General features: G+C 67.0%; 31 protein-coding genes and 1 tRNA gene. 21 read left to right on the top strand and 11 right to left on the bottom strand.

All coding sequences use genetic code 11. From position 1 onward, the window contains the following. Positions 1 to 40: 40 nt before the first annotated feature. Positions 41 to 949 (top strand): tRNA pseudouridine(55) synthase TruB, encoded by a 909-nt coding sequence (gene truB, locus C1922_RS13415; RefSeq protein ID WP_108750208.1) that lies wholly within the window; start codon positions 41 to 43, stop codon positions 947 to 949. A 16-nt stretch (positions 950 to 965) separates the two neighbouring features. Here the strand turns inward: truB and C1922_RS20410 are convergent, their stop codons facing one another. Continuing rightward, a complete protein-coding gene (locus tag C1922_RS20410; RefSeq protein WP_159091974.1) occupies positions 966 to 1,136 on the bottom strand; it encodes a hypothetical protein in 171 nt (56 codons plus the stop codon). Between C1922_RS20410 and rpsO the strand changes: the two genes are divergently transcribed. The 3 genes from rpsO (at position 1,123) to C1922_RS13400 (ending at position 5,474) form a co-directional block, all read left to right on the top strand. Then, the gene (gene rpsO, locus C1922_RS13410; RefSeq protein ID WP_005410445.1) at positions 1,123 to 1,383 is read left to right on the top strand and encodes a 30S ribosomal protein S15; all 261 of its coding nucleotides are present in this window, start codon (positions 1,123 to 1,125) and stop codon (positions 1,381 to 1,383) included. The two genes, C1922_RS20410 and rpsO, sit on opposite strands and share 14 nt — an antisense overlap. A 150-nt stretch (positions 1,384 to 1,533) precedes the next feature. Continuing rightward, positions 1,534 to 3,642 (top strand): polyribonucleotide nucleotidyltransferase, encoded by a 2,109-nt coding sequence (gene pnp / locus C1922_RS13405; RefSeq protein ID WP_108750207.1) that lies wholly within the window; start codon positions 1,534 to 1,536, stop codon positions 3,640 to 3,642. A 263-nt stretch (positions 3,643 to 3,905) separates the two neighbouring features. Then, positions 3,906 to 5,474, top strand: coding sequence for a winged helix-turn-helix transcriptional regulator (locus C1922_RS13400; RefSeq protein ID WP_108750206.1), 1,569 nt, complete (start codon positions 3,906 to 3,908; stop codon positions 5,472 to 5,474). On the opposite strand, the gene C1922_RS13395 is transcribed toward C1922_RS13400, so the two are convergent. Beyond that, positions 5,443 to 6,495, bottom strand: a complete 1,053-nt coding sequence (locus C1922_RS13395) for a serine hydrolase (RefSeq protein WP_108750205.1) — start codon at positions 6,493 to 6,495, stop codon at positions 5,443 to 5,445. The two genes, C1922_RS13400 and C1922_RS13395, sit on opposite strands and share 32 nt — an antisense overlap. Positions 6,496 to 6,664: 169 nt before the next feature. Next, on the bottom strand, positions 6,665 to 7,648 hold the full coding sequence (locus tag C1922_RS13390) for a hypothetical protein (RefSeq protein ID WP_108750204.1): 984 nt from the start codon (positions 7,646 to 7,648) through the stop codon (positions 6,665 to 6,667). Positions 7,649 to 7,847: 199 nt separating this feature from the next. Here C1922_RS13390 and C1922_RS13385 point away from each other — a divergent pair, with 199 nt between their 5' ends. Continuing rightward, positions 7,848 to 9,038, top strand: a complete 1,191-nt coding sequence (locus tag C1922_RS13385) for a glycoside hydrolase family 18 protein (protein ID WP_108750203.1) — start codon at positions 7,848 to 7,850, stop codon at positions 9,036 to 9,038. A gap of 230 nt (positions 9,039 to 9,268) precedes the next feature. Next, positions 9,269 to 9,661, top strand: a complete 393-nt coding sequence (locus C1922_RS13380) for a VOC family protein (protein WP_108750202.1) — start codon at positions 9,269 to 9,271, stop codon at positions 9,659 to 9,661. Between the two features lie 189 nt (positions 9,662 to 9,850). On the opposite strand, the gene C1922_RS13375 is transcribed toward C1922_RS13380, so the two are convergent. From C1922_RS13375 to C1922_RS13365, 3 genes are read right to left on the bottom strand one after another with little or no spacing between them, the layout of a single operon-like run. Next, positions 9,851 to 11,410, bottom strand: coding sequence for a PepSY-associated TM helix domain-containing protein (locus C1922_RS13375; RefSeq protein ID WP_108750201.1), 1,560 nt, complete (start codon positions 11,408 to 11,410; stop codon positions 9,851 to 9,853). 10 nt (positions 11,411 to 11,420) lie between these two features. Beyond that, on the bottom strand, positions 11,421 to 11,684 hold the full coding sequence (locus C1922_RS13370) for a hypothetical protein (protein WP_108750200.1): 264 nt from the start codon (positions 11,682 to 11,684) through the stop codon (positions 11,421 to 11,423). Beyond that, positions 11,684 to 11,980, bottom strand: a complete 297-nt coding sequence (locus C1922_RS13365) for a hypothetical protein (RefSeq protein WP_108750199.1) — start codon at positions 11,978 to 11,980, stop codon at positions 11,684 to 11,686. Before C1922_RS13365 ends, C1922_RS13370 begins: the two co-directional genes overlap by 1 nt. Positions 11,981 to 12,403: 423 nt before the next feature. Here C1922_RS13365 and thrS point away from each other — a divergent pair, with 423 nt between their 5' ends. The 12 genes from thrS (at position 12,404) to C1922_RS13305 (ending at position 21,424) form a co-directional block, all read left to right on the top strand. Next, the gene (thrS, locus tag C1922_RS13360; protein WP_108750198.1) at positions 12,404 to 14,305 is read left to right on the top strand and encodes a threonine--tRNA ligase; all 1,902 of its coding nucleotides are present in this window, start codon (positions 12,404 to 12,406) and stop codon (positions 14,303 to 14,305) included. A 48-nt stretch (positions 14,306 to 14,353) separates the two neighbouring features. After that, positions 14,354 to 14,896 carry a translation initiation factor IF-3 gene (infC, locus tag C1922_RS13355; RefSeq protein WP_108750197.1) on the top strand — a complete coding sequence of 181 codons (543 nt, stop codon included), beginning with the start codon at positions 14,354 to 14,356 and terminating at the stop codon, positions 14,894 to 14,896. 254 nt (positions 14,897 to 15,150) lie between these two features. After that, positions 15,151 to 15,348, top strand: a complete 198-nt coding sequence (gene rpmI / locus C1922_RS13350) for a 50S ribosomal protein L35 (protein ID WP_002811096.1) — start codon at positions 15,151 to 15,153, stop codon at positions 15,346 to 15,348. A gap of 11 nt (positions 15,349 to 15,359) precedes the next feature. Then, positions 15,360 to 15,719: a 50S ribosomal protein L20 gene (rplT, locus tag C1922_RS13345; RefSeq protein WP_005410435.1), complete on the top strand. Its 360-nt coding sequence runs from the start codon at positions 15,360 to 15,362 to the stop codon at positions 15,717 to 15,719. A gap of 196 nt (positions 15,720 to 15,915) precedes the next feature. Then, the gene (gene pheS / locus C1922_RS13340; RefSeq protein WP_108750196.1) at positions 15,916 to 16,911 is read left to right on the top strand and encodes a phenylalanine--tRNA ligase subunit alpha; all 996 of its coding nucleotides are present in this window, start codon (positions 15,916 to 15,918) and stop codon (positions 16,909 to 16,911) included. A gap of 100 nt (positions 16,912 to 17,011) precedes the next feature. Next, entirely contained in the window at positions 17,012 to 19,408 is a 2,397-nt protein-coding gene (pheT, locus tag C1922_RS13335) for a phenylalanine--tRNA ligase subunit beta (protein ID WP_108751597.1), read from the top strand. 27 nt (positions 19,409 to 19,435) lie between these two features. After that, positions 19,436 to 19,735, top strand: coding sequence for an integration host factor subunit alpha (locus tag C1922_RS13330; RefSeq protein WP_108750195.1), 300 nt, complete (start codon positions 19,436 to 19,438; stop codon positions 19,733 to 19,735). Then, complete coding sequence (locus tag C1922_RS13325; RefSeq protein WP_005410431.1) at positions 19,716 to 20,072, top strand: MerR family transcriptional regulator; 357 nt, start codon at positions 19,716 to 19,718, stop codon at positions 20,070 to 20,072. The genes C1922_RS13330 and C1922_RS13325 overlap by 20 nt, the downstream gene beginning before the upstream one ends. Positions 20,073 to 20,140: 68 nt before the next feature. Next, a tRNA-Pro gene (locus C1922_RS13320) sits at positions 20,141 to 20,217 on the top strand. A 120-nt stretch (positions 20,218 to 20,337) separates the two neighbouring features. Next, a complete protein-coding gene (locus C1922_RS13315; protein ID WP_108750194.1) occupies positions 20,338 to 20,538 on the top strand; it encodes a hypothetical protein in 201 nt (66 codons plus the stop codon). Continuing rightward, positions 20,535 to 20,879: a phosphotyrosine protein phosphatase gene (locus C1922_RS13310; protein ID WP_108750193.1), complete on the top strand. Its 345-nt coding sequence runs from the start codon at positions 20,535 to 20,537 to the stop codon at positions 20,877 to 20,879. Before C1922_RS13315 ends, C1922_RS13310 begins: the two co-directional genes overlap by 4 nt. Before the next feature lie 185 nt (positions 20,880 to 21,064). Then, positions 21,065 to 21,424 (top strand): hypothetical protein, encoded by a 360-nt coding sequence (locus tag C1922_RS13305; protein WP_199912180.1) that lies wholly within the window; start codon positions 21,065 to 21,067, stop codon positions 21,422 to 21,424. A gap of 18 nt (positions 21,425 to 21,442) precedes the next feature. Here C1922_RS13305 and C1922_RS13300 read toward each other — a convergent pair whose 3' ends face one another. Next, entirely contained in the window at positions 21,443 to 22,144 is a 702-nt protein-coding gene (locus C1922_RS13300) for an aspartate/glutamate racemase family protein (RefSeq protein ID WP_108750192.1), read from the bottom strand. 150 nt (positions 22,145 to 22,294) lie between these two features. Between C1922_RS13300 and C1922_RS13295 the strand changes: the two genes are divergently transcribed. Further along, a complete protein-coding gene (locus tag C1922_RS13295) occupies positions 22,295 to 22,933 on the top strand; it encodes a LysE family translocator (RefSeq protein WP_108750191.1) in 639 nt (212 codons plus the stop codon). Between the two features lie 105 nt (positions 22,934 to 23,038). Then, positions 23,039 to 23,212, top strand: a complete 174-nt coding sequence (locus C1922_RS13290; RefSeq protein WP_108750190.1) for a DUF1328 domain-containing protein — start codon at positions 23,039 to 23,041, stop codon at positions 23,210 to 23,212. On the opposite strand, the gene C1922_RS13285 is transcribed toward C1922_RS13290, so the two are convergent. The 4 genes from C1922_RS13285 to C1922_RS13270 all read right to left on the bottom strand — a co-directional run bounded on the left by C1922_RS13285 (position 23,209) and on the right by C1922_RS13270 (position 24,779). Then, on the bottom strand, positions 23,209 to 23,391 hold the full coding sequence (locus C1922_RS13285; protein WP_159091972.1) for a TetR family transcriptional regulator: 183 nt from the start codon (positions 23,389 to 23,391) through the stop codon (positions 23,209 to 23,211). The genes C1922_RS13290 and C1922_RS13285 overlap by 4 nt on opposite strands. 19 nt (positions 23,392 to 23,410) lie before the next feature. After that, complete coding sequence (locus tag C1922_RS13280) at positions 23,411 to 24,166, bottom strand: transporter (protein ID WP_108750188.1); 756 nt, start codon at positions 24,164 to 24,166, stop codon at positions 23,411 to 23,413. A 74-nt stretch (positions 24,167 to 24,240) separates the two neighbouring features. Beyond that, the gene (locus C1922_RS13275; RefSeq protein ID WP_108750187.1) at positions 24,241 to 24,474 is read right to left on the bottom strand and encodes a DUF1653 domain-containing protein; all 234 of its coding nucleotides are present in this window, start codon (positions 24,472 to 24,474) and stop codon (positions 24,241 to 24,243) included. A 23-nt stretch (positions 24,475 to 24,497) separates the two neighbouring features. Continuing rightward, positions 24,498 to 24,779, bottom strand: a complete 282-nt coding sequence (locus C1922_RS13270) for a hypothetical protein (protein WP_108750186.1) — start codon at positions 24,777 to 24,779, stop codon at positions 24,498 to 24,500. Between the two features lie 401 nt (positions 24,780 to 25,180). Here C1922_RS13270 and C1922_RS13265 point away from each other — a divergent pair, with 401 nt between their 5' ends. After that, positions 25,181 to 25,387 carry a hypothetical protein gene (locus C1922_RS13265; protein ID WP_108750185.1) on the top strand — a complete coding sequence of 69 codons (207 nt, stop codon included), beginning with the start codon at positions 25,181 to 25,183 and terminating at the stop codon, positions 25,385 to 25,387. The last annotated feature ends 107 nt before the right edge of the window (positions 25,388 to 25,494 follow it).

Below are 25,494 nucleotides of genomic sequence, written 5' to 3'. Positions count from 1 at the left end.
TGCGGCAGTCGAGCATGGCTCGACTCTACGAAATCCTGTCATGACCCGAATTCAGTTCCGCCGCCTGGATGGCATCCTGCTGCTCGACAAGTCGACCGGCATGAGCTCCAACGCGGCCCTGCAGGTGGCGCGCCGCCTGTTCCGCGCCGAGAAGGGCGGCCACACCGGCAGCCTGGACCCGCTGGCCACCGGCCTGCTGCCGCTGTGCTTTGGCGAAGCGACCAAGATCGCCGGCCTGCTGCTGGGCTCTGCCAAGGCCTATGACGCCGAGATCGTGCTCGGCCAGACCACCGACACCGATGACGCCGAAGGCCAAGTGCTGCTGCAGCGCCCGGTGCCGGCCATCAGCGCCGATGCCCTGCAGGCCGCGCTGGCCCCATTGACCGGCCGCATCCGCCAGCGCGCACCGATCTATTCGGCGCTGAAGCAGGGCGGCGAGCCGTTGTATGTGAAGGCCCGCCGCGGCGAGGCCATCGAGGCGCCGGAGCGTGAGGTCCAGGTGCACGCCATCGAGGTGCTGGAGCAGCAGCCCGAGCGCCTGCGCCTGCGCGTGACCTGCGGCTCGGGCACCTACATCCGCAGCCTGGCCCGTGACCTGGGCGAGGCATTGGGCTGCGGCGCGCATATCAGTGCGCTGCGCCGGCTCTGGGTCGAACCGTTCCGTGATCCGGTGATGGTGACCCTGGACCAGCTGCGCGCCATGGTCGAGGCTGGCGACGAGGCCGGCATGGAGGCGCTGCTGCTGCCGCTGGCGGCCGGCCTGGCCGAGTACCCCCGGGTCGAGCTGGATGCCGAACAGGCCCACCGCTTCTGTGTCGGGCAGCGCCAGCGCGATGCCGCCTGGCCCCCGGGCCTGGTGGCCGTATACGGGCCCGATGGCACCCCGCAGGGCCTGGGCCAGGTCGATGCCGGTGGCCTGCTGGCGCCGCAGCGCCGCTTCAACCTGTAACCGGGGCGGGGCGCATTCAGCCCCGGTCCTTGTTCCGCCGGGCCCCGACCGTTACAATTTCGCGGCCGTTTTCCGGCAGCCTGCTCCGGCGGGTTTCATCCTCGTAGTCCACGGCGAGCCTGGCGGTGCGCGAAGCGCGTTCCTGCCGGCCACGCATCACAGAGAAAAAAGAAATGTCGATCGACACCCAGAAGGTCATTGAAGACAACAAGCGCAGCTCGGCTGACACCGGCTCCCCGGAAGTGCAGGTCGCCCTGCTGACCGCCCGTATCGAGCTGCTGACCGGCCACTTCAAGACCCACAAGAAGGACCACCACAGCCGCCGCGGCCTGCTGCAGATGGTCAACCGCCGTCGCAGCCTGCTCGACTACCTGAAGAAGAAGGACGTCGAGCGTTACAAGGCCCTGATTGAAAAGCTTGGCCTGCGTCGCTAAGCAACGAATCCCCCGCGGCGCAGCGATGCGCCGCGGTTTTGTTTTGTAGCACCGCAATCCCCGATTCAGGCCGGAACGATCCGGCCACCCGCAGGCGGCAAGGGTCGCCGACGGTCCAATTCGCAGACAGCATCCCCAAGGACACCCTCCGTGGCAAAAATCACCAAAACCTTCCAGTACGGCAAGCACACCGTCACGCTTGAGACCGGCGAAGTCGCCCGCCAGGCCAGCGGCGCCGTCATCGTCAAGATGGACGACACCGTACTGCTGGTCACCGCCGTCGCCGCCAAGAGCGCGCGCGAAGGCCAGGACTTCTTCCCGCTGACCGTCGATTATCAGGAAAAGTTCTACGCCGGCGGCCGTATCCCGGGTGGTTTCTTCAAGCGTGAAGGCCGTGCGACCGAGAAGGAAACCCTGATCTCGCGCCTGATCGACCGTCCGATCCGCCCGCTGTTCCCGGAAGACTACAAGAACGAAGTGCAGATCATCGCCACGGTCATGTCGCTGAACCCGGACGTGGACGGCGACATTCCGGCCCTGATCGGCGCCTCGGCTGCCCTGGCCCTGGCCGGCACCCCGTTCATGGGTCCGATCGGCGCTGCCAAGGTCGGCTACAAGAACGGCGAGTACATCCTGAACCCGACCGTCAGCGAACTGGCTGACTCGCAGCTGGAACTGGTGGTCGCCGGTACCTCCAACGCCGTGCTGATGGTTGAATCCGAAGCCGCGCTGCTGTCCGAAGAAGTGATGCTGGGCGCCGTGACCTTCGGTCACCGCGAAATGCAGAAGGTCATCAACGCGATCAACGAGCTGACCGTCGAAGCCGGCACCAAGCCGTCGACCTGGGAAGCCCCGGCCAAGAACGACGTGCTGATCGGCGCCCTGAAGGAAGCCATCGGCCCGCGCCTGGGCGAAGCCTTCCAGGTGCGCGACAAGCTGCAGCGCCGCGACGCCATCTCGGCGATCAAGAAGGACGTGGTCGAAAGCCTGGCTGGCCGCGTGGCCGCCGAGGGCTGGAACCCGGCCGAGCTGTCGAAGGAATTCGGCGAGCTGGAATACCGCACCATGCGTGACTCGGTGCTGGACACCAAGGTCCGTATCGACGGCCGTGCGCTGGACACCGTCCGCCCGATCGCCGTGAAGACCGGCGTGCTGCCGCGTACCCACGGTTCCTCGCTGTTCACCCGCGGCGAAACCCAGGCCATCGTGACCATCACCCTGGGCACCGCCCGTGACGGCCAGGTCATCGACGCCGTTGCCGGTGAGTACAAGGAAAACTTCCTGTTCCACTACAACTTCCCTCCGTTCTCGGTGGGTGAGTGCGGCCGCATGATGGGCCCGAAGCGCCGCGAAATCGGCCACGGTCGCCTGGCCAAGCGCGGCGTGCTGGCTGTCATGCCGTCGCTGGAAGCCTTCCCGTACACCATCCGCGTCGTCTCGGAAATCACCGAGTCGAACGGTTCCTCGTCGATGGCCTCGGTCTGCGGCTCGTCGCTGGCCCTGATGGACGCTGGCGTGCCGGTGAAGGCGCCGGTGGCCGGTATCGCCATGGGTCTGGTCAAGGAAGGCGATCGCTTCGTCGTCCTGTCCGACATCCTGGGTGACGAAGATCACCTGGGCGACATGGACTTCAAGGTGGCCGGTACCGCTGAGGGCATTTCCGCCCTGCAGATGGACATCAAGATCGAAGGCATCACCGAAGAGATCATGAAGCAGGCCCTGCAGCAGGCCAAGGCTGGCCGTCTGCACATCCTGGGCGAAATGGCCCACGGCCTGACCGCTCCGCGCGAAGAGCTGTCGGACTACGCGCCGCGTCTGCTGACCATCAAGATCCACCCGGACAAGATCCGCGAAGTGATCGGCAAGGGTGGTTCGACCATCCAGGCCATCACCAAGGAAACCGGCACCCAGATCGACATCCAGGACGACGGCACCATCGTCATCGCCTCGGTCAATGCCATCGCTGCCCAGGCCGCCAAGGCCCGCATCGAGCAGATCACCTCGGACGTCGAGCCGGGCCGCATCTACGAAGGCAAGGTCGCCAAGATCATGGACTTCGGTGCGTTCGTCACCATCCTGCCGGGCAAGGACGGTCTGGTCCACGTGTCGCAGATCTCCAGCGACCGCGTCGAGAAGGTCGGCGACGTGCTGAAGGAAGGCGATGTGGTCAAGGTCAAGGTGCTGGAAGTCGACAAGCAGGGCCGTATCCGCCTGTCGATGAAGGCCGTGGAAGAAGGCGAAGGCGCCAGCGCCGAGTAATCGACCTCCGGTCGATTACGGTAGGTGTCAACCTTGGTTGACACTCCACTGCCGCCACCCCGGTAGGTGTCAACCTTGGTTGACACTCCACTGCCGCCACCCCAGTAGGTGTCAACCTTGGTTGACACTCCACCGCCGCCACCCCGGTAGGTGTCAACCTTGGTTGACACTCCACCGCTGGCATCGCAGTCATGAAAAAGCGGGCTTCGGCCCGCTTTTTCTTTGCCTGCGCTCCGCCCCGGTCTTGCCGCTATGCTGCGGCCATGGACAGCCTGCGCCTGCTCGACCTGGAGATCGATCGCCCGTCGCAACGGGTCAGCCGCGACGGCGAAGTGCTGCCCGTCAGCGGCCTGAGCTGGGCCCTGTTGGACGTGCTGCTGGCCCATGGCACCGACGTCGTGGATTTCGACACCTTGGCTGCCCAGGTCTGGGCGCCGGCCGTGGTCGGCGAAGATGCGATCAGCCAGCGGGTGAAGCTGCTCCGCCAGGCGCTCGGTGACGACGGCCGCAACCCGCGTTACATCCGCTCGGTGCGCGGGCGCGGCTACCAGCTGTGTGCACCGCCGCTGCCAGTCCGTGCCCCCACGCCGCGCGCCCGCTGGGGCCACTGGACCGCACTGGTTACCGCGACGGCCGCGCTGGTGGCTGTCGCTTCAGGGCTGTTCTTCTGGTCACGGCCCGCGCCGCAAGGCGCCGCGCAGTCGCTGCTGCAGCGTGCCGACTATTACGCCGGCATCGGCCAGGCCAGCAACAACGAACGGGCAATCAGCCTGTACCGGCAGGCCCTGCAGGCCGATCCGGAATCCGCACCGGCACGGCGCGGCCTGTCACGCGCTCTGTCGGCGCAGGGCTGCCTGTTCAATGGCAGCCCTGCGCAGATAAGAGAGGCGCTGGCGTTGGCAGAGCAGGAGCGCCAGCGTGCGCCGCGCGAGGCCGCCACGCATGCGCTCTGGGGCTACGCGCAGGATTGCCTGGGTGACATGCGCCAGGCCATGGCCGGCTACCGCCATGCCATCGAACTGGACCCTGGCGACGAACGCAGCCGCGCGTCTCTGGCCTATCTGCAGCAGGAACGCGGCGAACTGGCCACTGCGCTGCGCCAGAACCTGTCGCTGAAGGCGCCCGAACGCGTGCGCTTCCGTGACGTGCAGGTCGCGCGCGAACTGGAACTGCTCGGCTTCACCCAGGCGGCGGGGCAGCGTCACGCGCGCAACTTCCAGCTGTACCCGGACAATGTGTTCTCGAACATCGCCTGGCCGCGCAGCCTGTACCTGGCCGGCGCACCGCAGCAGGCGCGGCAGGCGCTGGACGAAGCCCTGGCGCGTGGCACGCCGCACCCGCAACTGCGCCGCCTGCAGGGGGAACTGGCCTTGTTGGCCGGTGACCCCGCAGCAGCGGCCCAAGCCTTCGAGCTGGGCCGGCAACTGCGGCCGCAGCAATCGCTCGGCCAGACCCTGGCGGCCCTGCATGGCGCGCCCCCGGCGCAGGCGGCGTGGATCCGCCAGCGCCTGCAGCAGCTGGGTGCCGAGGCAGGCGCCGGGGATGGCTGGCCCGATGCCGCCATCGAGCGGGCGCTGCTGCTGCAGGCCCTGGGCCAGACCGACCACGCGGTGGCGGCACTACAGCAGGCCGTCGACGACGGTTTCCGCGACGTGGCCTGGCTGCGCACCACGCCCCTGTTTGTGCCCCTGCGCGGCGCAGAGGGCTGGCCGGCGCTGCTGGAGCGCTTGGATACCGACATAGCCCGCCAGCGCGCGCAGGTTCTGGCCGCCGCCTGGCGGCCAGATGACCTGGCCAGCCTCAGTGCAGCGCCGGCAGCAGGAACTCAGTGAGGATGCGCCGCGATTGCGGGTGGGCGAAGCTGCGGTTGAACGCTTGTGTCGTGACGACCGCCACCGCGCGTTGTTCGGGCAGCACGAACACGTAGTTGCCGCCGTTGCCGGACATCGCCCACACCGTGCGCGGTGCGCCCCGCACGTCCAGTTTCAGACCCCACCACTGGTAGCCGTAGTCGCTGCCATCGGATGTCTTCGCCTGCGCCTGCACCATCGCCTCGATGTAGTCCTGCGGTACCAGCTGCTGGCCCTGCCAACGGCCCCGGTCGAGCACCAGTTGCCCAAGCCGGGCCAGATCGCGGCTGCGGTAGCGGGTCCCGCCGCCGCCCATGCCGATGCCTTCCGGCGAACGGTTCCAGTGGCGCTCGGTGATGCCCAGCGGGCGCTCCAGCGCAGTGGCGGCAAAGTCGGCCAGCGGCTGCCCGGTGGCCTGTTCGAGCACCGCGCCCAGCACGAAGGAATTGGCGGTGCAGTAGGCGAACGCGCGGCCGTGCGGGCTGTCCTGGGGGCGCTGCATCCACGGGGCGAAGCCTTTCACCGGCAGGCCCAGGGCAAAGTCCAGCCAGCGTTCGCTCACGTACATGCGTTCCTCGTTGCCGGCCGAGAATGGATTCTCGTCGTCGCATTCCCACAGGCTGCTCATGGTCAGCAGGTCCTGCACGGTGGTGGCGCGCAGGCGGGGGTCAACGCTGTGGCTGGCGGTGTAGGCCGGGAAGTAGTCGTAGACGCGGGCCTGCACGCCCGGAAGGTGGTGCTGGCCGATGGCCGCGCCGACCAGCAGTGCGGTCACGCTCTTGCTGGCCGAACGGACGTCATGCAGGGTCTGCGCGTCGGCACCGTTGAAGTACCCCTCGTAGACCACCTTGCCATCGACCTGCAGCAGCACGCTGCGGACCTGCTTGAGCTCATCGCGGGCGATGGCCTGTTCCAGCGCCTTCAGGCGCACCGTATCCAAGGGGGCTGCGGTGCAGGGCAGGGTGGTGCACAGCAGCAGGATGAGAAGGGTGATCGCGCGCATCGGCAAGGCTCCGCTGAAGGGAGCCCTGATTCGGCCAGAGCGCCGTCTGAAGTGCTGGAAATCCGGCTGAAGAATTCTGAAAGCCTGATGTGGCGGGCCTCTGCAGGTAGCGTCGAGCTTGCTCGACTGCCCTTGAGATTGCGCCGACAGCAGTCGAGCAAGCTCGACGCTACTCGTCCTCGCCCAACCACCAGACCTGGCCCGGCTCAGGATCACTCAGCGGATGCTCGCGCTGTTCGATGGCCTCCAGCACGCGCCCTGGCCCCGCCGCTGCCCACGTTGCCAGCAGCTTCTCCACCGCAGCCCGGCCCTGGGCGGCGATGCCCAGATCGCGCTCGCGCTTCCAGGTGCCGTCATCATCTGGCGTGGCCTCGTTGTCGTGCTGGTGCGGGGTGCCGTAACTGCAGCGGCGGCACAACCGGCGGATGTTGGCAGTCCAGTCCTCGACCATGCCGATGCCAGGCAGGGTCATCGCCTCCAGGGCAGCGATGTCATCGGCTGAATCGCAGCGCACGAACACGGTGAAAGTCGCCATGTCCGACCACTGCAGGCGCTGCATCGCGTTGAACACCGGCACGTCCTGTCTGCCGTAGGTGCGATGGCCGGTCGATGCGCCGTCATGCAGCACGATGTCGCCGAAGCGGAAGCCGCTTTCGGGCAATGGAACGTTGTCGATGCGTGCCCGCACCGGATCGATGCGCGTCATGTACACCACTTCGGCGTCTGACCAGGGCGCCAGGCGCACGCAGGCCACGCCGAAGTTGCCTTCGATCGGGCCTTCGCCTTCCGGCAGGGTGATGCCACAGCGGTTCCACTGCCGGCGTGCTTCGGCCCAGTCGCCGGCGCCGGTCGCGGCAATAGCGGCATTCCACGCAGTGGCTTCGTCAAACGCATCGCGGCGTTGTTCTGACTGCAGGTTGTCGCGCAACGACGCGTGCCAGTCGCGCAGGTACTTGTGGGCCAATCCGCGCATGTAGTGCAGATGGGGAATCCCGGGCGTCTGTTCGACGAGTTCGCCGAACAGATTGGCGGCGTCGCGCAGGTCGCCGTCGTCGAACGCTGCATAGGCACGCGCTTCCAGCGCCTGCAGCTTCTCCAGGGTTTCGTCGTCCAGCAGTTCGCCGTCTGCGGGGTGGTCTGCGGTCATGTCCATGTGCCGTTGAAATTCCAGAGGCACCATAGCGCAGACGGGTCGCATGTTGTCCTGCAGTGACCGGTTTTCTGCGCGGGCAGGCCCCGCCTCTGGCTGCTCGCGGCAACCCGCCCATGTCCAGCGGACGACATCAGCGGACATCCGCGCTGCAGTGCCAAGCGTTTGCTAACGTGGCTGCGTCATTGATCCGGGAGATCCCATGTTCCGCCAGTCCGTCGCCGTCCTTGCCGTGCTGATTGCCGGCGTACTGCCCACGGTTGCACGGGCCGCACCGGTACAGCCGCCCGTTCTCGGTGCGTACTATCCCGGAGGCTCGGCCGAGCGCTACCCGGTGTCGCGCGTTCCGGCCGAGCGGCTGACCCACCTGTTCTACGCGTTCTCCACCATCGAGGACGGGCGCTGCACGATCGGCGCGGAAGCGCCGCAGAACTTCGCCGCGCTGGCCGAGCTGAAGAAAGCCCATCCGCACCTGCGCACGCTGATCTCGATCGGCGGCTGGGGCGCGGGCGGGTTCTCCGACGCGGCGCTGACCGCGGCCAGTCGCAAGCGCCTGGTCGATTCATGCATGGCGCTGTTCTTCGAACGTTACGCAGGCAGTTTCGATGGCGTGGATATCGACTGGGAATTCCCGGTCAGTGGTGGACCGAAGGAGCTGGCCCATCGCCCGCAGGATCGCGCCAACCTGACCCTGCTGGCGCAGGCGTTCCGCGTGGCGCTGGATGCGCGCGGCCGCAAGGCAGGGCAGCCGATGCTGCTGACTGCGGCGCTGGCCGCCGGTCGCCTGCAGACCGATGGCCCTTACGACCCGGCGGCGAGCTATGACCTGCCGGCGCTGGCCGAGGTGTTCGATTTCATCAACCTGATGAGCTATGACATGGGCACCGGCTTCTCGGCGGTGTCCACCTTCAATGCGCCGTTGCATGAAGTGCCGGCCGACCCGCTGGCACCGGAGCTGCGGCGCTGGAACAACGTGGCTGGCGCGGTGCAGTACTACCGCGAACACGGCGTGCCGGCGCACAAGCTGGTACTGGGGGTGCCGTTCTACGGGCGCGGCTTCAAGGTCACAGGCGACGCCAGCGAGGGCCTGTACCAGCCCTACAGCGCACCGGCCGATGCCGGCGACTGGCGGGTGATCAAGGCGCGTTATCTGGACCAGCCCGGGTGGACCGTGCATTGGCAGCCGCAGGCACAGAGCCCCTGGTTGTACAACGTCGAACAGAAGGTGTTCATCAGCTATGAAGACCCGCGCTCGATCGGCCTGCGCGCGCAGTTCGCGCGTGCGCAGGGCCTGGCCGGCGTGTTCATGTGGGAGCTGACCGGCGACGACGAACAGGCCAGCCTGCTCAATGCCATGCTCGCCCCGTGGCAGAAGGCCCGCGTTGGCGATTGATCCTGCCCCGACATGCTGTCTGATGCGTCTGGGCCACGCACCCGCCTTCGTAGAGTCGAGCCATGCTCGACTGCTCTTGGCGCGATGTGTATCGAATGCAACAGCAGTCGAGCCAGCTCGACGCTACCAGGGCAAGGTGCAGCGCCGCCGGCCATGCCCGGCGGAATGGCGCAAGGCCAGCGGCCCAACCACGCACATCGGGCCCGCGGTCGTCGCGCTAAGCTGCGGGCATGATCATCATCGACCGCCTCGACCATCTGGTCATTACTGTTGCCGATATCGAGCACAGCTGCGATTTCTACCAGCGCGTGCTGGGGATGGAGGTCGTGCGCTTCGGTGCCGGCCGCACCGCGCTGCAGTTCGGCCAGCAGAAGATCAATCTCCACCCGGCCAGTGCGCCACTGCAGCCACATGCCGCACAACCCATGCCGGGCAGTGCCGACCTCTGCCTGGTCACGCGTGCGGCAACGGTCGATGTCCTGGCCCACCTGCAGTCACAGGCCGTTGTCGTGGAGGAGGGGCCGGTTGCACGGACCGGCGCGCTGGGGCCGATCGAGTCGGTGTACTTCCGCGATCCGGACGGCAACCTGATCGAAGTCAGTCGTTATCCCGACGCCGGATGACCGGTAGCGCCGGGCCGCGCCCTCGGACCCGATATGCCGTGTAATGCGTGTGGGCCACGAACGGACCTTCGTAGAGTCGAGCCATGCTCGACTGCTCTTGGCGCGATGTGTATCGAATGCAACAGCAGTCGAGCCAGCTCGACGCTAACAGGCGAGGCGTAGCGCGCCGGGCCATGCCCGGCGGTCTCATCAATTCGCCCAGACGCTGTTGGGGTCGCCGCTGCGGGCGCGGCGTTGGCTGGCCAGTGCCAGCCGCGCAAAGCCGGCGGCCATGGCCAGGGCCACCACGTCGATCCAGAACAGTGGCCAGTGCCCGCGCCCCGCAGCCAGCCACAGCCAATCGCCGTTGAGCGCGCCATGCGCCACCGGTACCAGCACGGTGCTGATCGCCGCTGCCCACAGCAGTTCACGCGCGGCCTGTGCCGGGCGACGCAGTGCCGCCCACAGTGCGCACGCCGCCCAGGTAGCGAAACAGGCCCAACGGATGCCGTGGTCCACGCTGGCCGGGGCCACCCGTTCCAGCACCAGCGCGCTGATGAAGGCGACCGAGATTGCCACGCACAGGCCGATGCACACGCCCACGGTCGCCCGCGCCATGTTCACCCCCGAACGCGGCTGCTCGACCTGGCGCCGCTTGCGCCGCGATTCGATCCACAGCAGGTTGCCCGAATAGAACAGGAAGGCACCGCCCAGCCCCAGCAGGAAGTACAGCCAGACCACCACGCCGTTGCCGAATTCGCCGAAGTGCAGGGCATAGGCCGCGCTCAGGGTGGCGTGGTTGGCATCGCGTCGCCCCGGCAACTGGGTGGCCAGCACCTCGCCGCTGGCCACGTCCAGCGCGACCGAGCCCAGCGGGCCGAGGGTGCCGCTGGATTCGCCGGTGATCTCGATGGTGGCCCGGCTGTCGCCACCGTTAGCCAGCTTCAGGTACGCCGGTTCGAAATCGGTCACGCCCTGAGCGCGTGCGGCTTCCACGGCGCGCGCATGCAGCAGGCGCAGGCTGCCCGGCGCGGCCGGCACGCCGCTGGCCTCGCGTAGCGGTGCGGTATCCATGGCCGCAGGCACCGCCTGCAGCGCCTTGCCGTCGTAGATCAGCGGATTGAGCAGGGCAATCTGGATGAACACCAGGCACAGCAGGGCGCCGGTCACCGCGAACATCAGATGGAAGGGCAGGCTGAGCACGCCGATCACGTTGTGCGCGTCCTGCCACATCTGCTTCAGATTGCGGCCCGGCCGCAGCGCGAACAGATCGCCCAGCAGCTTGGGCAGGTGGATGACCAGCCCGCTGAGCAGGGCCATGCCGTACAGCAGGCTGACGATGCCCATTACGTACAGGCCTGCGACCGGCAGGCCCAGGCTGTAATGCAGCTCGTTCACCAGCTCGGCCAGGCCGGTCTGCGGCGGCGTGGCGCTGCCGCCGGTGTGGCCCGGCCAGGCATAGCGCCAGCTGCCATCGCCGGCCTGCCAGTAGGCCAGCGGGCGCGGGTGGTCGTCACCGGGGAAGGTCATGCCGACATGGCGGCGGGCCTCGGCGTGCTGGGCCAGCACGTCATCGAGCAGGTACTGCGCATCGTCCAGCCCGGCTGGCAGGGCCGAGGCAGCGCCCGGTGTCTGCCACAGCGGCAGATCGTGGTGGAACAGGGTCAGTGCGCCAGCGTAGAAGGCCACGAACAGGCCGAAGCCGGCCACCAGGCCGACCCAGGTATGCAGCGTGGTGAAGGTGCGCAGGGTCTGCGAACTGAATTTCATGCGGAAAGTCTCACTGCACCGCGCCGGTCAGGCGCAGCAGCCACAGGGCAAGGAAGCCGACGGCGGCGCACGCCGACAGGACCAGCCAGGCGCGGGTGGGCGAGCGGAAGCTGAAGGCCCACAACGCCGCCAGCATCCACAGGGGCACGAAGGCGATCAGGCCTGGAACCAGCGCGCTGGTCCAGGGCCCGGGCGGCAGCCAGGTCAACAGGCCGGTGGCCGCGGCGGCCAGCAGGAATCCAGCCAGCAGACCGGCGAAGGCGCGCATCCACATCAGCGCGGCTCCACACCGGGACGGTGCCAGGCGGCCAGCGCCGGCAGCAGCAGGGCGGTCAGCATCCACGCGCACAGCATCACCACCAGCCCGGTGGCGAAGCCCAGTTCGGCCATCCACAGCCACAGCGCGGCAGCGGCCGCCACCAGGCCGATCTGCCGGCCCAGGCGCCCGGCGCGGCGCAGGCGCGGCCAGCGGCAGTGCGGCGAGGCGGCGTAGAAGGCCACGGCAGAGAACATCGACGCCAGCAGGCCCAGGCTGCAGAAGCCCAGGCTGGACAGGGCCACGGTGATCATCGGCGGCTCCCGTGCTGGCGCGGAGCCGACAGCTGCGGGACACGGGCGGGGCCGGCGGCGGCCGGTCGAGGCGGGTGGCGCATCACGGGGTCCTGGGCAAGCGGGGAGGGCGGGCATCGGCTGTGCCGACCGCACATGGTAATCATTGCTATTTCACGCCGCCAGCAGGCCGCATTCAGTCCTGCGCGCGGGCGCTTGGGCTTTGTCGTGCGCTGGTTTAAGATCAGTGCCTGACTCTCTGGAACAAGGTGGCCCGCGCCCACGCGCCGGCCGAGCGTGCGACATGAGCACTACCACCGTCCATCGCTGATCTGCCCCCGAAGGCCCTGTTCCAGGCGCCCTCGTGGCGCTTTTTTATTGCCCGGGCGTCCGCCCGGGACTGCATTCCAGCCCGCCGCGCGGGCCCCGCACGAAGCCCTATCGATGATCAACATCACCCTTCCCGACGGCAGCCGCCGCGAATTCGAAAACCCCGTCAGCGTCATGGACGTCGCCCAGTCGATCGGCGCCGGCCTGGCCAAGGCCACCATCGCCGGCTCGGTCGATGGCGTGCTGGTTGATGCCAGCGACGTGATCGCCAAGGACGCCAGCCTGCGCATCATCACCGCCAAGGACGAGGAGGGCGTGGAAATCATCCGCCACTCCTGCGCCCACCTGGTCGGCCACGCCGTCAAGCAGCTGTACCCGGACGTGAAGATGGTGATCGGCCCGGTCATCGCCGAGGGCTTCTACTACGACATCTATTCCGAGCGCCCGTTCACGCCGGAAGACATGGCCGCCATCGAAAAGCGCATGGGTGAACTGATCGCCCAGGATTACGACGTCATCAAGAAGATGACCCCGCGCGCGGAAGTGATCGAGATCTTCAAGGCGCGTGGCGAGGACTACAAGCTGCGCCTGATCGAGGACATGTCCGATGACATCCAGGCCATGGGCATGTATTACCACCAGGAATACGTGGACATGTGCCGCGGCCCGCACGTGCCGAACACGCGCTTCCTGAAGGCCTTCAAGCTGACCCGCATTTCCGGCGCGTACTGGCGCGGCGATGCGCAGAACGAACAGCTGCAGCGCATCTACGGCACCGCCTGGGCCGACAAGAAGCAGCTCGAGGCCTACATCAAGCGCATCGAAGAAGCCGAAATGCGCGACCACCGCCGCATCGGCAAGCAGCAGGACCTGTTCCACCTGCAGGAAGAAGCGCCGGGCCTGGTGTTCTGGCACCCCAAGGGCTGGGCACTGTGGCAGGTGGTCGAGCAGTACATGCGCAAGGTCTACCGCAGCAGCGGCTACGGCGAAGTGCGCTGCCCGCAGATCCTGGACGTGAGCCTGTGGAAGAAGTCCGGCCACTGGGACAACTACCAGGACAACATGTTCTTCACCGAATCGGAGAAGCGCACCTACGCGGTCAAGCCGATGAACTGCCCGGGCCACGTGCAGGTGTTCAACCAGGGCCTGCACAGCTACCGCGACCTGCCGATCCGTTACGGTGAGTTCGGTTCCTGCCACCGCAACGAGCCGTCCGGCGCGCTGCACGGCATCCTGCGCGTGCGTGGCTTCACCCAGGACGACGGCCACGTGTTCTGCACCGAAAGCCAGATCGAATCGGAAGTGACCGCGTTCCACCAGCAGGCGCTGGCGGTGTACCAGCACTTCGGCTTCGACGAGATCCAGATCAAGATCGCGCTGCGCCCGGAATCGCGCCTGGGCGACGACGCTACCTGGGACAAGGCCGAAGGCGCGCTGCGCTCGGCGCTGTCCAGCTGCGGCGTGGAGTGGCAGGAGCTGCCGGGCGAGGGTGCCTTCTACGGCCCGAAGATCGAGTACCACCTGAAGGACGCCATCGGCCGCACCTGGCAGCTGGGCACGATGCAGGTCGATTTCATGATGCCCGGCCGCCTGGGTGCCGAGTACGTGGACGAAAACAGCCAGAAGAAGCACCCGGTCATGCTGCACCGGGCCATCGTCGGCTCGATGGAGCGCTTCCTGGGCATCCTGATCGAGCACCATGCAGGCCAGTTCCCGGCCTGGCTGGCGCCGACCCAGGTGGTGGTGGCCAATATCACCGATGCCCAAGCTGAATACGTCACGGGCGTGACCCAAACCCTTGCGGAGCAAGGCTTCCGCGTCAGCTCGGATTTGCGTAACGAGAAGATCGGCTATAAAATCCGCGAGCATACGTTGCAGCGCGTGCCTTACCTGCTGGTCATCGGTGACCGCGAGAAGGAAAATGGGGCTGTGGCGGTGCGTACGCGTTCTGGCGAAGACCTGGGCAGCATGAGCCTGCAGGCCTTCATCGAACGGCTGCAGGCCGAGGGCGCGTAAGCAAAGGTCCGGTCCGGGGGCATAGGCACCCGGGCCGGTTCGATACCCTTGGGAGAACGTAATATCAGCACCCCTGACAACAAACAGAACCGCAGGAATCAGGAAATCCGTGTGCCGCGCGTCCGCGTGATCGGCAGTGACGGAGAAATGATCGGCGTGTTGTCGCGCGACGAAGCGCTGTCCATGGCCGAAGATGAAGGCCTGGACCTGGTCGAAATCCAGCCGCAGGCCGATCCGCCGGTCTGCAAGATCATGGACTTCGGCAAGTTCAAGTTCGAAGCGCAGAAGAAGGCCAGCGAGGCCAAGAAGAAGACCAAGCAGGTCGAGATCAAGGAAGTCAAGTTCCGTCCGGTCACGGACGAGGGCGACTACCAGATCAAGCTGCGCAAGATGCGTGGTTTCCTTGAAGACGGTGACAAGATCAAGGTCAACATCCGTTTCCGTGGCCGTGAAATGAGCCACCAGGAACTGGGTCGGGAAATGGCCAACCGGATCGAAGCCGATCTGGGCGAGGACATCGTCATCGAAAGCCGTCCGCGTCTGGAAGGGCGCCAGATGGTGATGATGATCGCGCCGAAGAAGAAGACCTGAGGCCTGGCAGGCTGCCCTTAGGGGCGCCTGGCTGAATGGTTCAGGGTAGAGGGGCGCCACGGGCGCCCCTTTGCTTTTGCGGCAATGTACGGAAACGGTTGAAAGGGCTGGTGGCGGGGTGGATTTGCCTGTATCATGCCCGGCTCGACCCACCCAGGACGGGTCGTACGCCGATCATGGCAGGACGGAAAGAGTGGCAATGGCCACCGCCAGATCAGTCAGAAACCAGGGTCACCCCCATCAAGGACATTGCAATGCCCAAGATCAAGACCAACCGGGCAGCGGCCAAGCGTTTCCGCAAGACCGCCTCGGGCAAGTACAAGTGCGGCCACGCCAACCGTAGCCACATCCTCACGAAGAAAGCGACCAAGCGTAAGCGTAACCTGCGTCAGACGAACCACGTCCGCGCAGAAGACGCCGGCCGTCTGGATCGTATGCTCCCTTACCTCTGAGGAACTGAAAAATGGCACGAGTTAAGCGTGGCGTACAGGCGCGTCGCCGCCACAAGAAAATTCTGGATCTGGCCAAGGGCTATTACAACGCCCGTCGCAAGGTCTTCCGCGTTGCCAAGCAGGCGGTCATCAAGGCACAGCAGTACGCCTACATTGGCCGTAAGCAGAAGAAGCGCAACTTCCGTTCGCTGTGGATCACCCGTATCAATGCGGCTGCCCGCATCAACGGCCTGAGCTACAGCCGCTTCATGAACGGCCTGCTGAAGGCCGGCATCACCCTGGACCGCAAGGTCCTGGCTGATATCGCCGTGCACGACGCAGCCGGCTTTGCTGCGCTGGCCGAAAAGGCCAAGGGCGCACTGGCGGCATAAGTCCTTCCCGATGCCGTTTCCGTTCACGGTGAACGGTGTCAGGTAGAGGCAATGCATGGGGAAGGGCGCAAGTCCTTCCCCATTCTTTTTTGGGTTCCGGCAATGCCGCAGGCGCGCGTTGCAGGGACCGGCGGTGGCGACAGGGGTCGGCCCTTCGCGCATCGCGATGGCAGACCGACTGGAGTTCCGGCCCCCCATGAGCGACATCCAATCCCTCACCACCCAGGCGCTGGCCGACGTGGCCGCCGCACAGAGCCCCGACGTGCTGGAACAGCTGCGCGTGGCCCTGCTCGGCAAGAGCGGCAGCATCACCGCGCAGCTGAAGCAGCTGGGCACCCTGCCGGCCGACGAGCGCAAGGCCGCCGGTGAAGCCATCAACCAGGCCCGTGACGCGCTGTCCAGCGCGCTGGGCGAGCGCAAGGCCGTGCTGGAGAACGCCGCACTGGATGCGCGCCTGGCCGCCGAAGCGATCGACATCACCCTGCCGGGCCGCAATGGCGACCGTGCCGGCCTGCACCCGATCACCCGCACCCTGGAGCGCATCACCGGCATTTTCGGCCGGTTGGGCTACGAGCTGTCCGAAGGGCCGGAAATCGAGGATGACTGGCACAACTTCGAGGCGCTGAACTTCCCGCCGCACCATCCGGCGCGCGCCATGCACGACACCTTCTACTTCGGTGACGGCCGCCTGCTGCGCACGCATACCTCCGGTGTGCAGGTGCGCTACATGGGCCAGCACCAGCCGCCGCTGCGCATGATCGCCGCCGGCAAGGTGTACCGCAGCGACAGCGACCAGACCCATTCGCCGATGTTCCACCAAGTGGAAGGCCTGCTGGTGGACGAGCATTCGACCTTCGCCGACCTGAAGGGCACGCTGGCCGAGTTCGTGCGCGCGTTCTTCGAGCGCGACTTCGAAATGCGCTTCCGCCCCAGCTACTTCCCGTTCGTTGAACCGGGCGCGGAAGTGGACATCGCCTGGCAGCAGCCCGATGGCAGCACCCGCTGGCTGGAAGTGCTGGGCTGCGGCATGGTGCACCCGAACGTGCTGCGCAACGTCGGCATCGATCCGGAACGCTACACCGGCTTCGCCTTCGGCCTGGGCGTGGAGCGCTTTGCGATGCTGCGCTATGGCGTGAACGATCTGCGCGCGTTCTTCGAAAACGACGTGCGGTTCCTGAAACAGTTCGCGTAAGCGTCGGCCCGTAGAGTCGAGCTTGCTCGACTGTTCCTGAATCGACTGCTCCTAAATTCGCAGGCCCAGGCGCATGCGCCGGGCCCACCAGGGTGACACCATGAAATTCTCCGAAAACTGGCTGCGCAGCCACGTCCCGACCTCCGCCTCGCGCGATGAACTGAGCGCGGTGCTGACCGCCATCGGTCTGGAAGTGGAAGAGGTGACCGCGCTCGGCAACGGCCTGCAGCACGTGGTCGTGGCACGCATCGTCGAGGCCGTGCGCCATCCCGAAGCCGATCGCCTGCAGGTGTGCAAGGTCGATGCAGGGCAGGGTGAACTGCTGCAGATCGTCTGCGGTGCGCCCAACGCGCGCCCGGGCCTGGTCGCGCCGCTGGCGATGGTGGGTGCGCAGATCGGCGACCTGAAGATCAAGCCGGCCAAGCTGCGCGGCGTGGAATCCAACGGCATGCTGTGCTCGGCCAAGGAACTGGGCCTGGACAACGATGCCTCGGGCCTGCTGGAACTGCCCGATGACGCGCCGGTTGGCCAGACCCTGGTCGAGTACCTGGGCCTGCCCGACGCCAGCATCGAGATCAAGCTGACCCCGAACCGCGCCGACTGCTTCAGCGTGCGCGGCATCGCCTACGACGTGGCCGCCGCCACCCGCAGCGAAGTGCTGGCGTTCGCTGCCGAGGCCATTGCGCCGGTCGGCAGCCGCGAGCTCTCCATCACCCTTGCTGCCGGCGCCGAAGCGCCGCGCTACCTGGGCCGTGTAATCGAAGGCGTGAATGCCGCCGCCAAGACCCCACTGTGGATGGCCGAGCGCCTGCGCCGCAGTGGCGTGCGCCCGGTGTCGCTGCTGGTCGACATCACCCAGTACGTGATGCTGGAACTGGGCCAGCCGATGCACGCCTACGACCTGGGCACCCTGCAGGGCAGCATCGGCGTGCGCCGTTCGCGCGCCAATGAAACCATCAAGCTGCTCGACGGCCGCGACGCGGTGCTGGACGAGAGCTTCCTGGTGGTGACCGATGCCGACCGCGCGGTCGGCCTGGCCGGCCTGATGGGCGGCTTCGACACCCGCGTGACCGACGACACCACCGCGGTGTTCCTGGAGGCCGCGCACTTCGCCCCGGCCGCCATCATGGGCCGCGGCCGCAAGCTGGGCCTGCACACCGATGCCGGCCACCGTTTCGAACGTGGCGTGGACCCGGCACTGCCGCGCACCGCCATCGAGTACGCCACCCGTCTGGTGCTGGATCTGGCCGGCGGTACCCCGGCGCCCGTCAGCGAGGCGGTCAATCAGGCGGATCTGCCGCAGGCGGCAACGATCACCCTGCGCCGCGCCCGCATCACCCGCGTGCTGGGCATCACGATTGAAGACGCCGAAGTCGAGCGCATCCTGCGCGCGCTGGGAATGGGCGTGACTGCGGCCGGCGAAGGCTGGCAGGTGACCGCGCCGAGCCGCCGCTTCGACATCGCCATCGAAGAAGACCTGATCGAGGAGCTGGCCCGTATCCACGGCTACGAGCAGATTCCGACCACCCTGCCGGGCGGCGCTGCACGCGTGGCGATGCCGACCGAGACCCAGCTGGACGTGCTGAGCGTGCGCCGCCAGCTGATTGCCCGCGACCTGCAGGAAACCCTGAATTTCGCTTTCGTTGACGACGCCCTGCTGACCCAGTGGCAGCTGCGCGACAACCTGGTGCCGCTGGCCAACCCGCTGTCGGCCGAGCTGGCGGTGATGCGCCCGGCGCTGCTGCCGGGCCTGGTCGCCACCCTGGGCCGCAATGCCGCCCGTCAGCTCGCGCGCGTGCGCTTGTTCGAGGTCGGCCGGGTGTTCGCCCAGCAGGATGGCGAGACCTCGCCCGGCGAAAGCCGGCCGGCACCGCTGGAAACCCCGCGCGTGGCCGCCGCCGTGTGCGGCGATGCACAGGCCGTGCAGTGGGGCCTGCCGACCCGCAAGGTCGACTTCCATGATCTGAAGGGCGACCTGGAATCGCTGGCGGCCGCCAGCGGCGCGGTGCTCGAATTCCGTCCGTCGCAGCGCCCGTTCGGCCATCCGGTCCGTTCGGCGGAGATCCATCGCGACGGCGTGGCGATCGGCTGGATCGGCCAGATCCACCCGCGCCTGGCCAAGGCCATGGACATCGAAGTGGATGTCTATGCGTTCGAGCTGGACCTGGAGCCGCTCAGTGCCCGTGCACTGCCGCGTGCCGGCGAGCTGTCGCGGTTCCCGGCGGTGCGCCGCGACCTGGCGTTCCTGGTGCCTGAACAGGTGGCCTGGAGCGACCTGGCTGCCACCATCCGCCAGGCCGCCGGGCCGCTGCTGCGCGAGCTGAACCTGTTCGACCGTTACGTCGGGCAGGGGGTCGAGCCGGGGTTCAAGAGTCTCGCTATGGGCTTGATTTTGCAGGACAAGTCGCGCACTCTGACGGACCGCGACGTGGAAGCGGTGGTGGCCGAGGCGGTCACTGCCATCGAGCGTGAACATCACGCCCGGATCCGCGGCTGAGCGGGCAGCACTCGGGGGTAGCAGGCAATGGCATTGACCAAGGCGGAGATGGCGGAAAAGCTGTTCGACGAAGTCGGTCTGAACAAGCGGGAAGCCAAGGAATTCGTCGACGCGTTTTTCGATGTGCTGCGTGAAGCATTGGAACAGGGACGTCAGGTGAAGCTGTCGGGCTTCGGTAATTTCGATCTGCGGCGCAAGAGCCAGCGCCCGGGTCGCAACCCCAAGACCGGCGAGGAAATTCCCATTTCCGCCCGTACGGTGGTCACCTTCCGTCCGGGCCAGAAGCTCAAGGAGAGGGTGGAAGCTTATGCTGGATCCGGGCAGTAACCGCGAACTCCCGCCGATCCCGGCCAAGCGCTACTTCACCATTGGTGAAGTAAGCGAGCTGTGCGACGTCAAGCCGCACGTGCTGCGCTACTGGGAAACCGAATTTCCCAGCCTTGAGCCGGCCAAGCGCCGCGGCAACCGCCGCTACTACCAGCGCCACGACGTGCTGATGGTGCGGCAGATCCGCAGCCTGCTGTACGAACAGGGTTACACCATCGGCGGCGCGCGCCTGCGCCTGGATGGTCCGGATGCGCGCGAGGAATCGGCGCTGAGCAACCAGATCATCAAGCAGGTGCGGATGGAACTGGAAGAAGTGCTGCAACTGCTGCGACGCTGAACCTTTTTTCCAAGTAATCCGCTATACTTCACGGCCCGCCACACAGGCGGGAACATTGCAGCATCAGTCGGGGCGTAGCGCAGCCTGGTAGCGCATCTGCCTGGGGGGCAGAGGGTCGTCGGTTCGAATCCGGCCGTCCCGACCATTAGTGCAATGAACCGAAAAGCCCGCGCATCACAGCGTGGGCTTTTTTGTTGCGCCGGTGTATGCTGCGCGCCACTCGTATCACCGCGGCTGCTGACCCCGGTCCTTACGAGAACACTGCATGTACCACCACCGAAACCGCGCCTGGCGTCGTGCCACGGCGCGCCTGCATGGCGGCGATCGCGCAACGCGCGTGGCGCTGATCAAGCCCGAAAAGAACTGGAAGCTGATGTACCTGCGCAGCGCAAAGCTGGCGCGTGCACGGCAACTGGGCTTCGTCTATCCCATCCGGAGCGTGCGCCAGCAGCTGGAGCAGCCATGATCAACCTGCTCTTCGTCTGCAGCCGCAACCAGTTGCGCAGCCCCACCGCCGAAGCCATCTGGCGACGGCGGCCGGGCTTCAATGCGCGCTCGGCCGGCACCAGCCCGCATGCACGGCGGCCCATCAGCGTGCAGGATCTGCGCTGGGCCGATGTGATCTTCGTGATGGAAGCCAAGCACCAGCATCGCCTGCAGGCGCAGTTCGCGCGTCTGCTGCTGCACACGCCGCTGCACTGCCTGGACATTCCCGACGATTACGCCTGCATGGACCCGGCACTGATGGCGCTGCTGGAAACGCGCGTGGGCGCGTGCCTGGCCGAGGGCGCAGGCACGCGCGCGTAACCGCCTGCTGTTCAGCGTGCAGACCCATACGCCCGGGTACTTCCCGTATCATCATCCGCACATCCGATCGCATCGGTAGTCCTTCGCGTTCTTCGCCGCACCAGTGGGCTGGAGCTTCCAGCCCCGGGTTGCGGCGTAGTGGCGTGCAGGCGGTGTGCGGACCACGACGACCACAGGGGGTTGCGTTGATCAGCAGTATCGTCATTCATCGCTCGGCCGGCGAGGGCAAGGCCGGCGTGCAGGTTCTGGACACCACGTTCAAGGGCAAACGCGTGTTCGTGTCCTGGGGCCTGCGCGGCGTCGAGCTGAGCCGAGAGGCAGAGCCGGCCGACACCGTGGCCGCGCGCCGGGCGCTGCAGCACCTGTCACGGCAGGTGGAAGGCCCGCGCAGCGGCGAAGTGTTCATTGCCAGCCAGTCCGGCGTGGCCATCAGCGTGTATCGCTTGTTGACCGAAGCGCGCAGCGGCGATGCGCTGTTCTTCCTGTGCGATTCACCCGCCGTGATGGACTGGCTGGAAACGGCGCTGGAGATCCAGGCGCCGTAGCGTCGAGCTCGCTCGACTCTACAAAGCGTCGGCCAGCGCGGCGTCCACCGCGGCACGGGCGTGCAGGGTGGTGGTATCGAACAGCGGTACCGGGCTGTCCTGTTCCCTTACCAGCAACATGATCTCGGTGCATCCGAGGATGATGGCTTCGGCGCCGCGCGCCACCAGGCGTGCGATCACGTCCACATAGCGCTGCCGCGAGGCTTCATTCACCACACCGGCAATCAGCTCGCGGTAGATGATGTCGTGCACATCGCGGCGGTCGTCGGCGTCCGGCACCAGCACCTGCAACCCGAAGCGCTCGCTCAGCCGCTTGCGGTAGAAGTCTTCTTCCATGGTGAAGGCGGTGCCCAGCAGTCCGACCGTGCGCAGGTCGGCGCGTCGGATGGCGTTGGCGGTCGGATCGGCGATATGCAGCAGCGGCAGCTGGCAGGCCGCTTCCAGTTGTGGGGCCAGCTTGTGCATGGTGTTGGTGCAGACCACCAGCAGGTCGGCGCCCCCTGCCTGCAGCCGGCGGCCGGCATCGATCATCTCCGCGCCCAGCGCGTCCCAGTCGCCGTCGTGCTGCAGCTGCTTGATGCGGGCGAAATCCACTGACCATAGCAGCAGCTGCGCCGAGTGCGCGCCGCCCAGCCGCTGGCGGACATCCTCGTTGATGAGGCGGTAGTACTGCGCCGAGCTTTCCCAGCTCATGCCGCCAATCAGGCCCAAGGTCTTCATGCGTGTCTCCGTGCGTGAGGCCGCATTGCAGCACAGACCGGCCCTCGCATGCCGGCTGCCTTCTGTAACCGTCGATCAGGCTCCGGGCTGTACGTACTGCCGCGCGGCGACAACCCGTAAGCTGGTGGGCTTCCCGCGTCGAGAACGGCAATGGCCCTGCAAACCTGGTGGTGGTTCCTGGCCACCGTATTCGTGCTGTGTGGCACACCCGGTCCGAACATGCTACACATCCTCGGCCGCAGTGTCGGGCTGGGCTTCCGCCGCAGCGTGCCGGCCATGGCCGGTTGCCTGTTGGCCATGCTTCTGGTGCTGGCCGCGTCGGCAGCAGGCCTGAGTGCGGTGCTGCGGTCGTCGCCGCGGGTGTTCGATGTGCTGCGTTACCTGGGCGTGGCCTACCTGGCCTGGCTGGGTATCAGGGCCTGGCGTGACAGCCTGCAGGTGAGTGCCGAAAGCACCGGCGACGCGCCGTTGCCGGCGCTGGAGCACGGCCACGCGGCGGTGTTCCGCGGCGGCCTGCTGGTAGGCCTGAGCAATCCGAAGCTGCTGCTGTTCGCCGCGGCGTTCCTGCCGCAGTTCATCGATCCCACACGTGCGCAGGGCATGCAGTACGCGGTGCTGGTGGCCACCTTCGCCGGCTGCGAACTGTTCTGGTATGTGATGTACGCCGCCGGTGGCCATGGCCTGCGCCGCTGGCTGGCCAGGCCGTTCGCGCAGCGCTGGTTCGAGCGCCTGGTGGGCACCGTGTTCCTGGCGTTCGCCGTCGCCCTGCTGCGTTTCCGGCCGCGCTGAGCAGCAGCTATTTCACGCTGCAGGTGCGGCCTGTTCACGTACCTGGCATCGGCGTTTGCCTAGCCTGATCACACCAATGAACGCCCCGCAGGGGAAAGGTTTGACATGATCAAGTGGGCCATCATTTTCGCCATCATCGGCCTGATTGCCGGCGTGCTTGGCTTTGGCGGCATTGCCGGCGCTGCCGTGGGTATTGCCAAGTTCCTGTTCTGGGCCGGCATCATCATCGCCGTCATCCTGTTCGTGCTGGGCATGAAGGTGGCCAAGAAGGTCGCCTAGGCTGCCGCCGGCAGGGTCTCCGACGGCGAGCGGCACAGCTTCAGTGCTTCCTGCGCCATGGCCAGGGCCAACGCGCCCATGCTGACGCCTGCGGCGTCTGCCACCTCCTGCACGGTCAGCGCAGCCAGGCCGTGCTGGGCGATCAGGCGGGCGGTGCACAGCAACAGCGCTTGGCGCATCGCCGCGTTGCCGTGCCGGTCAGTCGAAGTAGACCGCCAGGCCGGTGCCGACCTGCAGGTCCGGGCTGTCGGCATCCAGACCGGCGTCGAAGGAGGCGTCCAGCTGCACGCGTGGTCGCAGCATCCAGGTGATCCCCGCACCGGCCACGCGCTGGTCGGGCGCGCCGCGGCTGTGGGTCATCCCGGCTTCGACGAACACGCTAAGGCGGTCGCTGGCCGCCAGTGACAGGCTGGGTGACCAGGCGGTGCTGCGCTCGCCGTCGCCGCGCTGGTGGCTGGCATACAGCGCGGCGGTCCAGCGCTCGCCCAGCGCCTGTTCCACGCTGAGCGCGAGCGCGTACTGGCGTCCTTCGCTGAAATCGGCATCGCCACGTGCCACCACGGCACTGGCCAGCAACGCCCACGCGGTGCGCTCGGTGCTGCCCGGGCCAGCCCACTTCAGAGCAAGCTGGGTGTCGCCGCTGCCGTGCTGGCGCTGGGTCGGCAGGTCTGCGCTGCGTACGCTCTGGCGCTGCCACGGGCTGGTCGACAGCTGCAGTTCCAGTTGCTCTGAAAGCCCGGTGCGCAACAGTACGTCGCCCGCCAGCGAGCGGGTGCGCACGCCGTCGCGGTCACGGTCGCGCTGCCAGGTGGGCAGGCCCAGTTCCAGTGCCAACGCGCCGCGCGGCACCGTATCGGTGCCGAAGCCGAGGCCGGGACGATCAAAGGCCGGCAGTTCGTCGGCCACGGCCGGCGTGGCCAGCAGCCACAGGCACGGAATCAGGAGGCGGCGCATGGGCAGGGCAATCCGGCAGGAAGTCGCCTGCAGCATGCGCGGCGGGGCCGTGCGCAGCGCGTGAGGTCGTGCGATCAGTCGCCGATGCGGGCGAAGCGCGGCTGCGGGCCGTCGGCGCCGGGTACCTGCTCGACGAACATCGGGTAGGGCCGCACCCACAGCCCGCCTTCGCCGTACAGCGCGCGGTACAGCACCATCGGTTCCAGGGTTTCGCTGCTGCGCACGATATCCACGACCTGGTACAGGCCGCCCTTGAAGTGGCGGTAGCGGCCCGGGGTCAAGGCGGGAAGGGGGGACAATTCGGCCATCGGGAATCTCGTGGGGGCTGCTGTCAGGGGCGGGCCGGGCGCGGCGGCGCGGCACACCACGCATCGATGGCGTCGGCCGTATTGGCCAGACCCTGTGCCTGTGCCAGTTCCCACGGGCGTTCGCAGCGCTGGCTGCGCGCGCACCACTGGTAGCCGGCCGAGCCGATGCAGCCGTGTTCGTCGCGATCGCCACCTACCTGCGCGGGCGCCGGCGGCGAGGCGGCGCTTTCGGCCGGGGTGGTCGATGGCGGCGCACAGGCCGCCAGCAGCGCGCACAGCACTGGCATCAGCAAGGCGAGACGCATGGTGATGGCCCTAAGCTTGAAAGCGTCATTTTCAGGCGCTTTCAAGCCAATCGGCAAGCGCTTACGTCAACGAAGCGCGCAGCACTTCTTCAATCAGCACGACGTAGCAGGCAACGAAATAGAACTTCAGCAGCGTGGAACGCTGGGTGGAAAGCAAGGTGCGCATGTGGAAGGGGCCCCCGTTGGTGAGGATAGTGTGAAACGACTGCGACTTCGTGACAAGGGTCACGAATTTTCTTCACTAAACGTCCTCAGGGATGTGAGGAGGCCGCCGTCCCGCGCTTTGCGTACGGATTTTTCGGACAAATCTGATAGGCGTCCCCGGAACCGATGGCTACCGTATCCCCCATAGCACCGGTCGGGCTTCTCCGACCTGGATTTTCCAACTGCAGGAGCTCGAGATGGTCATCACCGTCCAATGCCACGCCCAGCGCTGGTCGTTCATCGATCCCCGCTCGCAGGAAGTGCAGGCCTTCGACAGCGGCGCGGACGCCTTCGATACGGCCGCCGCCCACGCCAGCGAGCACCACCACCAGACCGGACAGCGCAGCACGGTGCGCGTTGCCGCGCTGGGCAGTGCGGTGGACGCTCTGCGCTTCGGGCACTGAGCAGGGGGCGGGCGGTCAGGTCGCGTTCGGTTGTTTGAACGCATCGGGAACCGCTGCCGTATCCCCCTCTGTGCGCGCCGGGCCGAATCCCCGATGCTTGGCACCAT

It is taken from the genome of Stenotrophomonas sp. ZAC14D2_NAIMI4_7 (genome assembly GCF_003086675.1).
Taxonomy (GTDB): domain Bacteria; phylum Pseudomonadota; class Gammaproteobacteria; order Xanthomonadales; family Xanthomonadaceae; genus Stenotrophomonas.
This window is presented reverse-complemented; position numbering and strand designations above follow the sequence as displayed.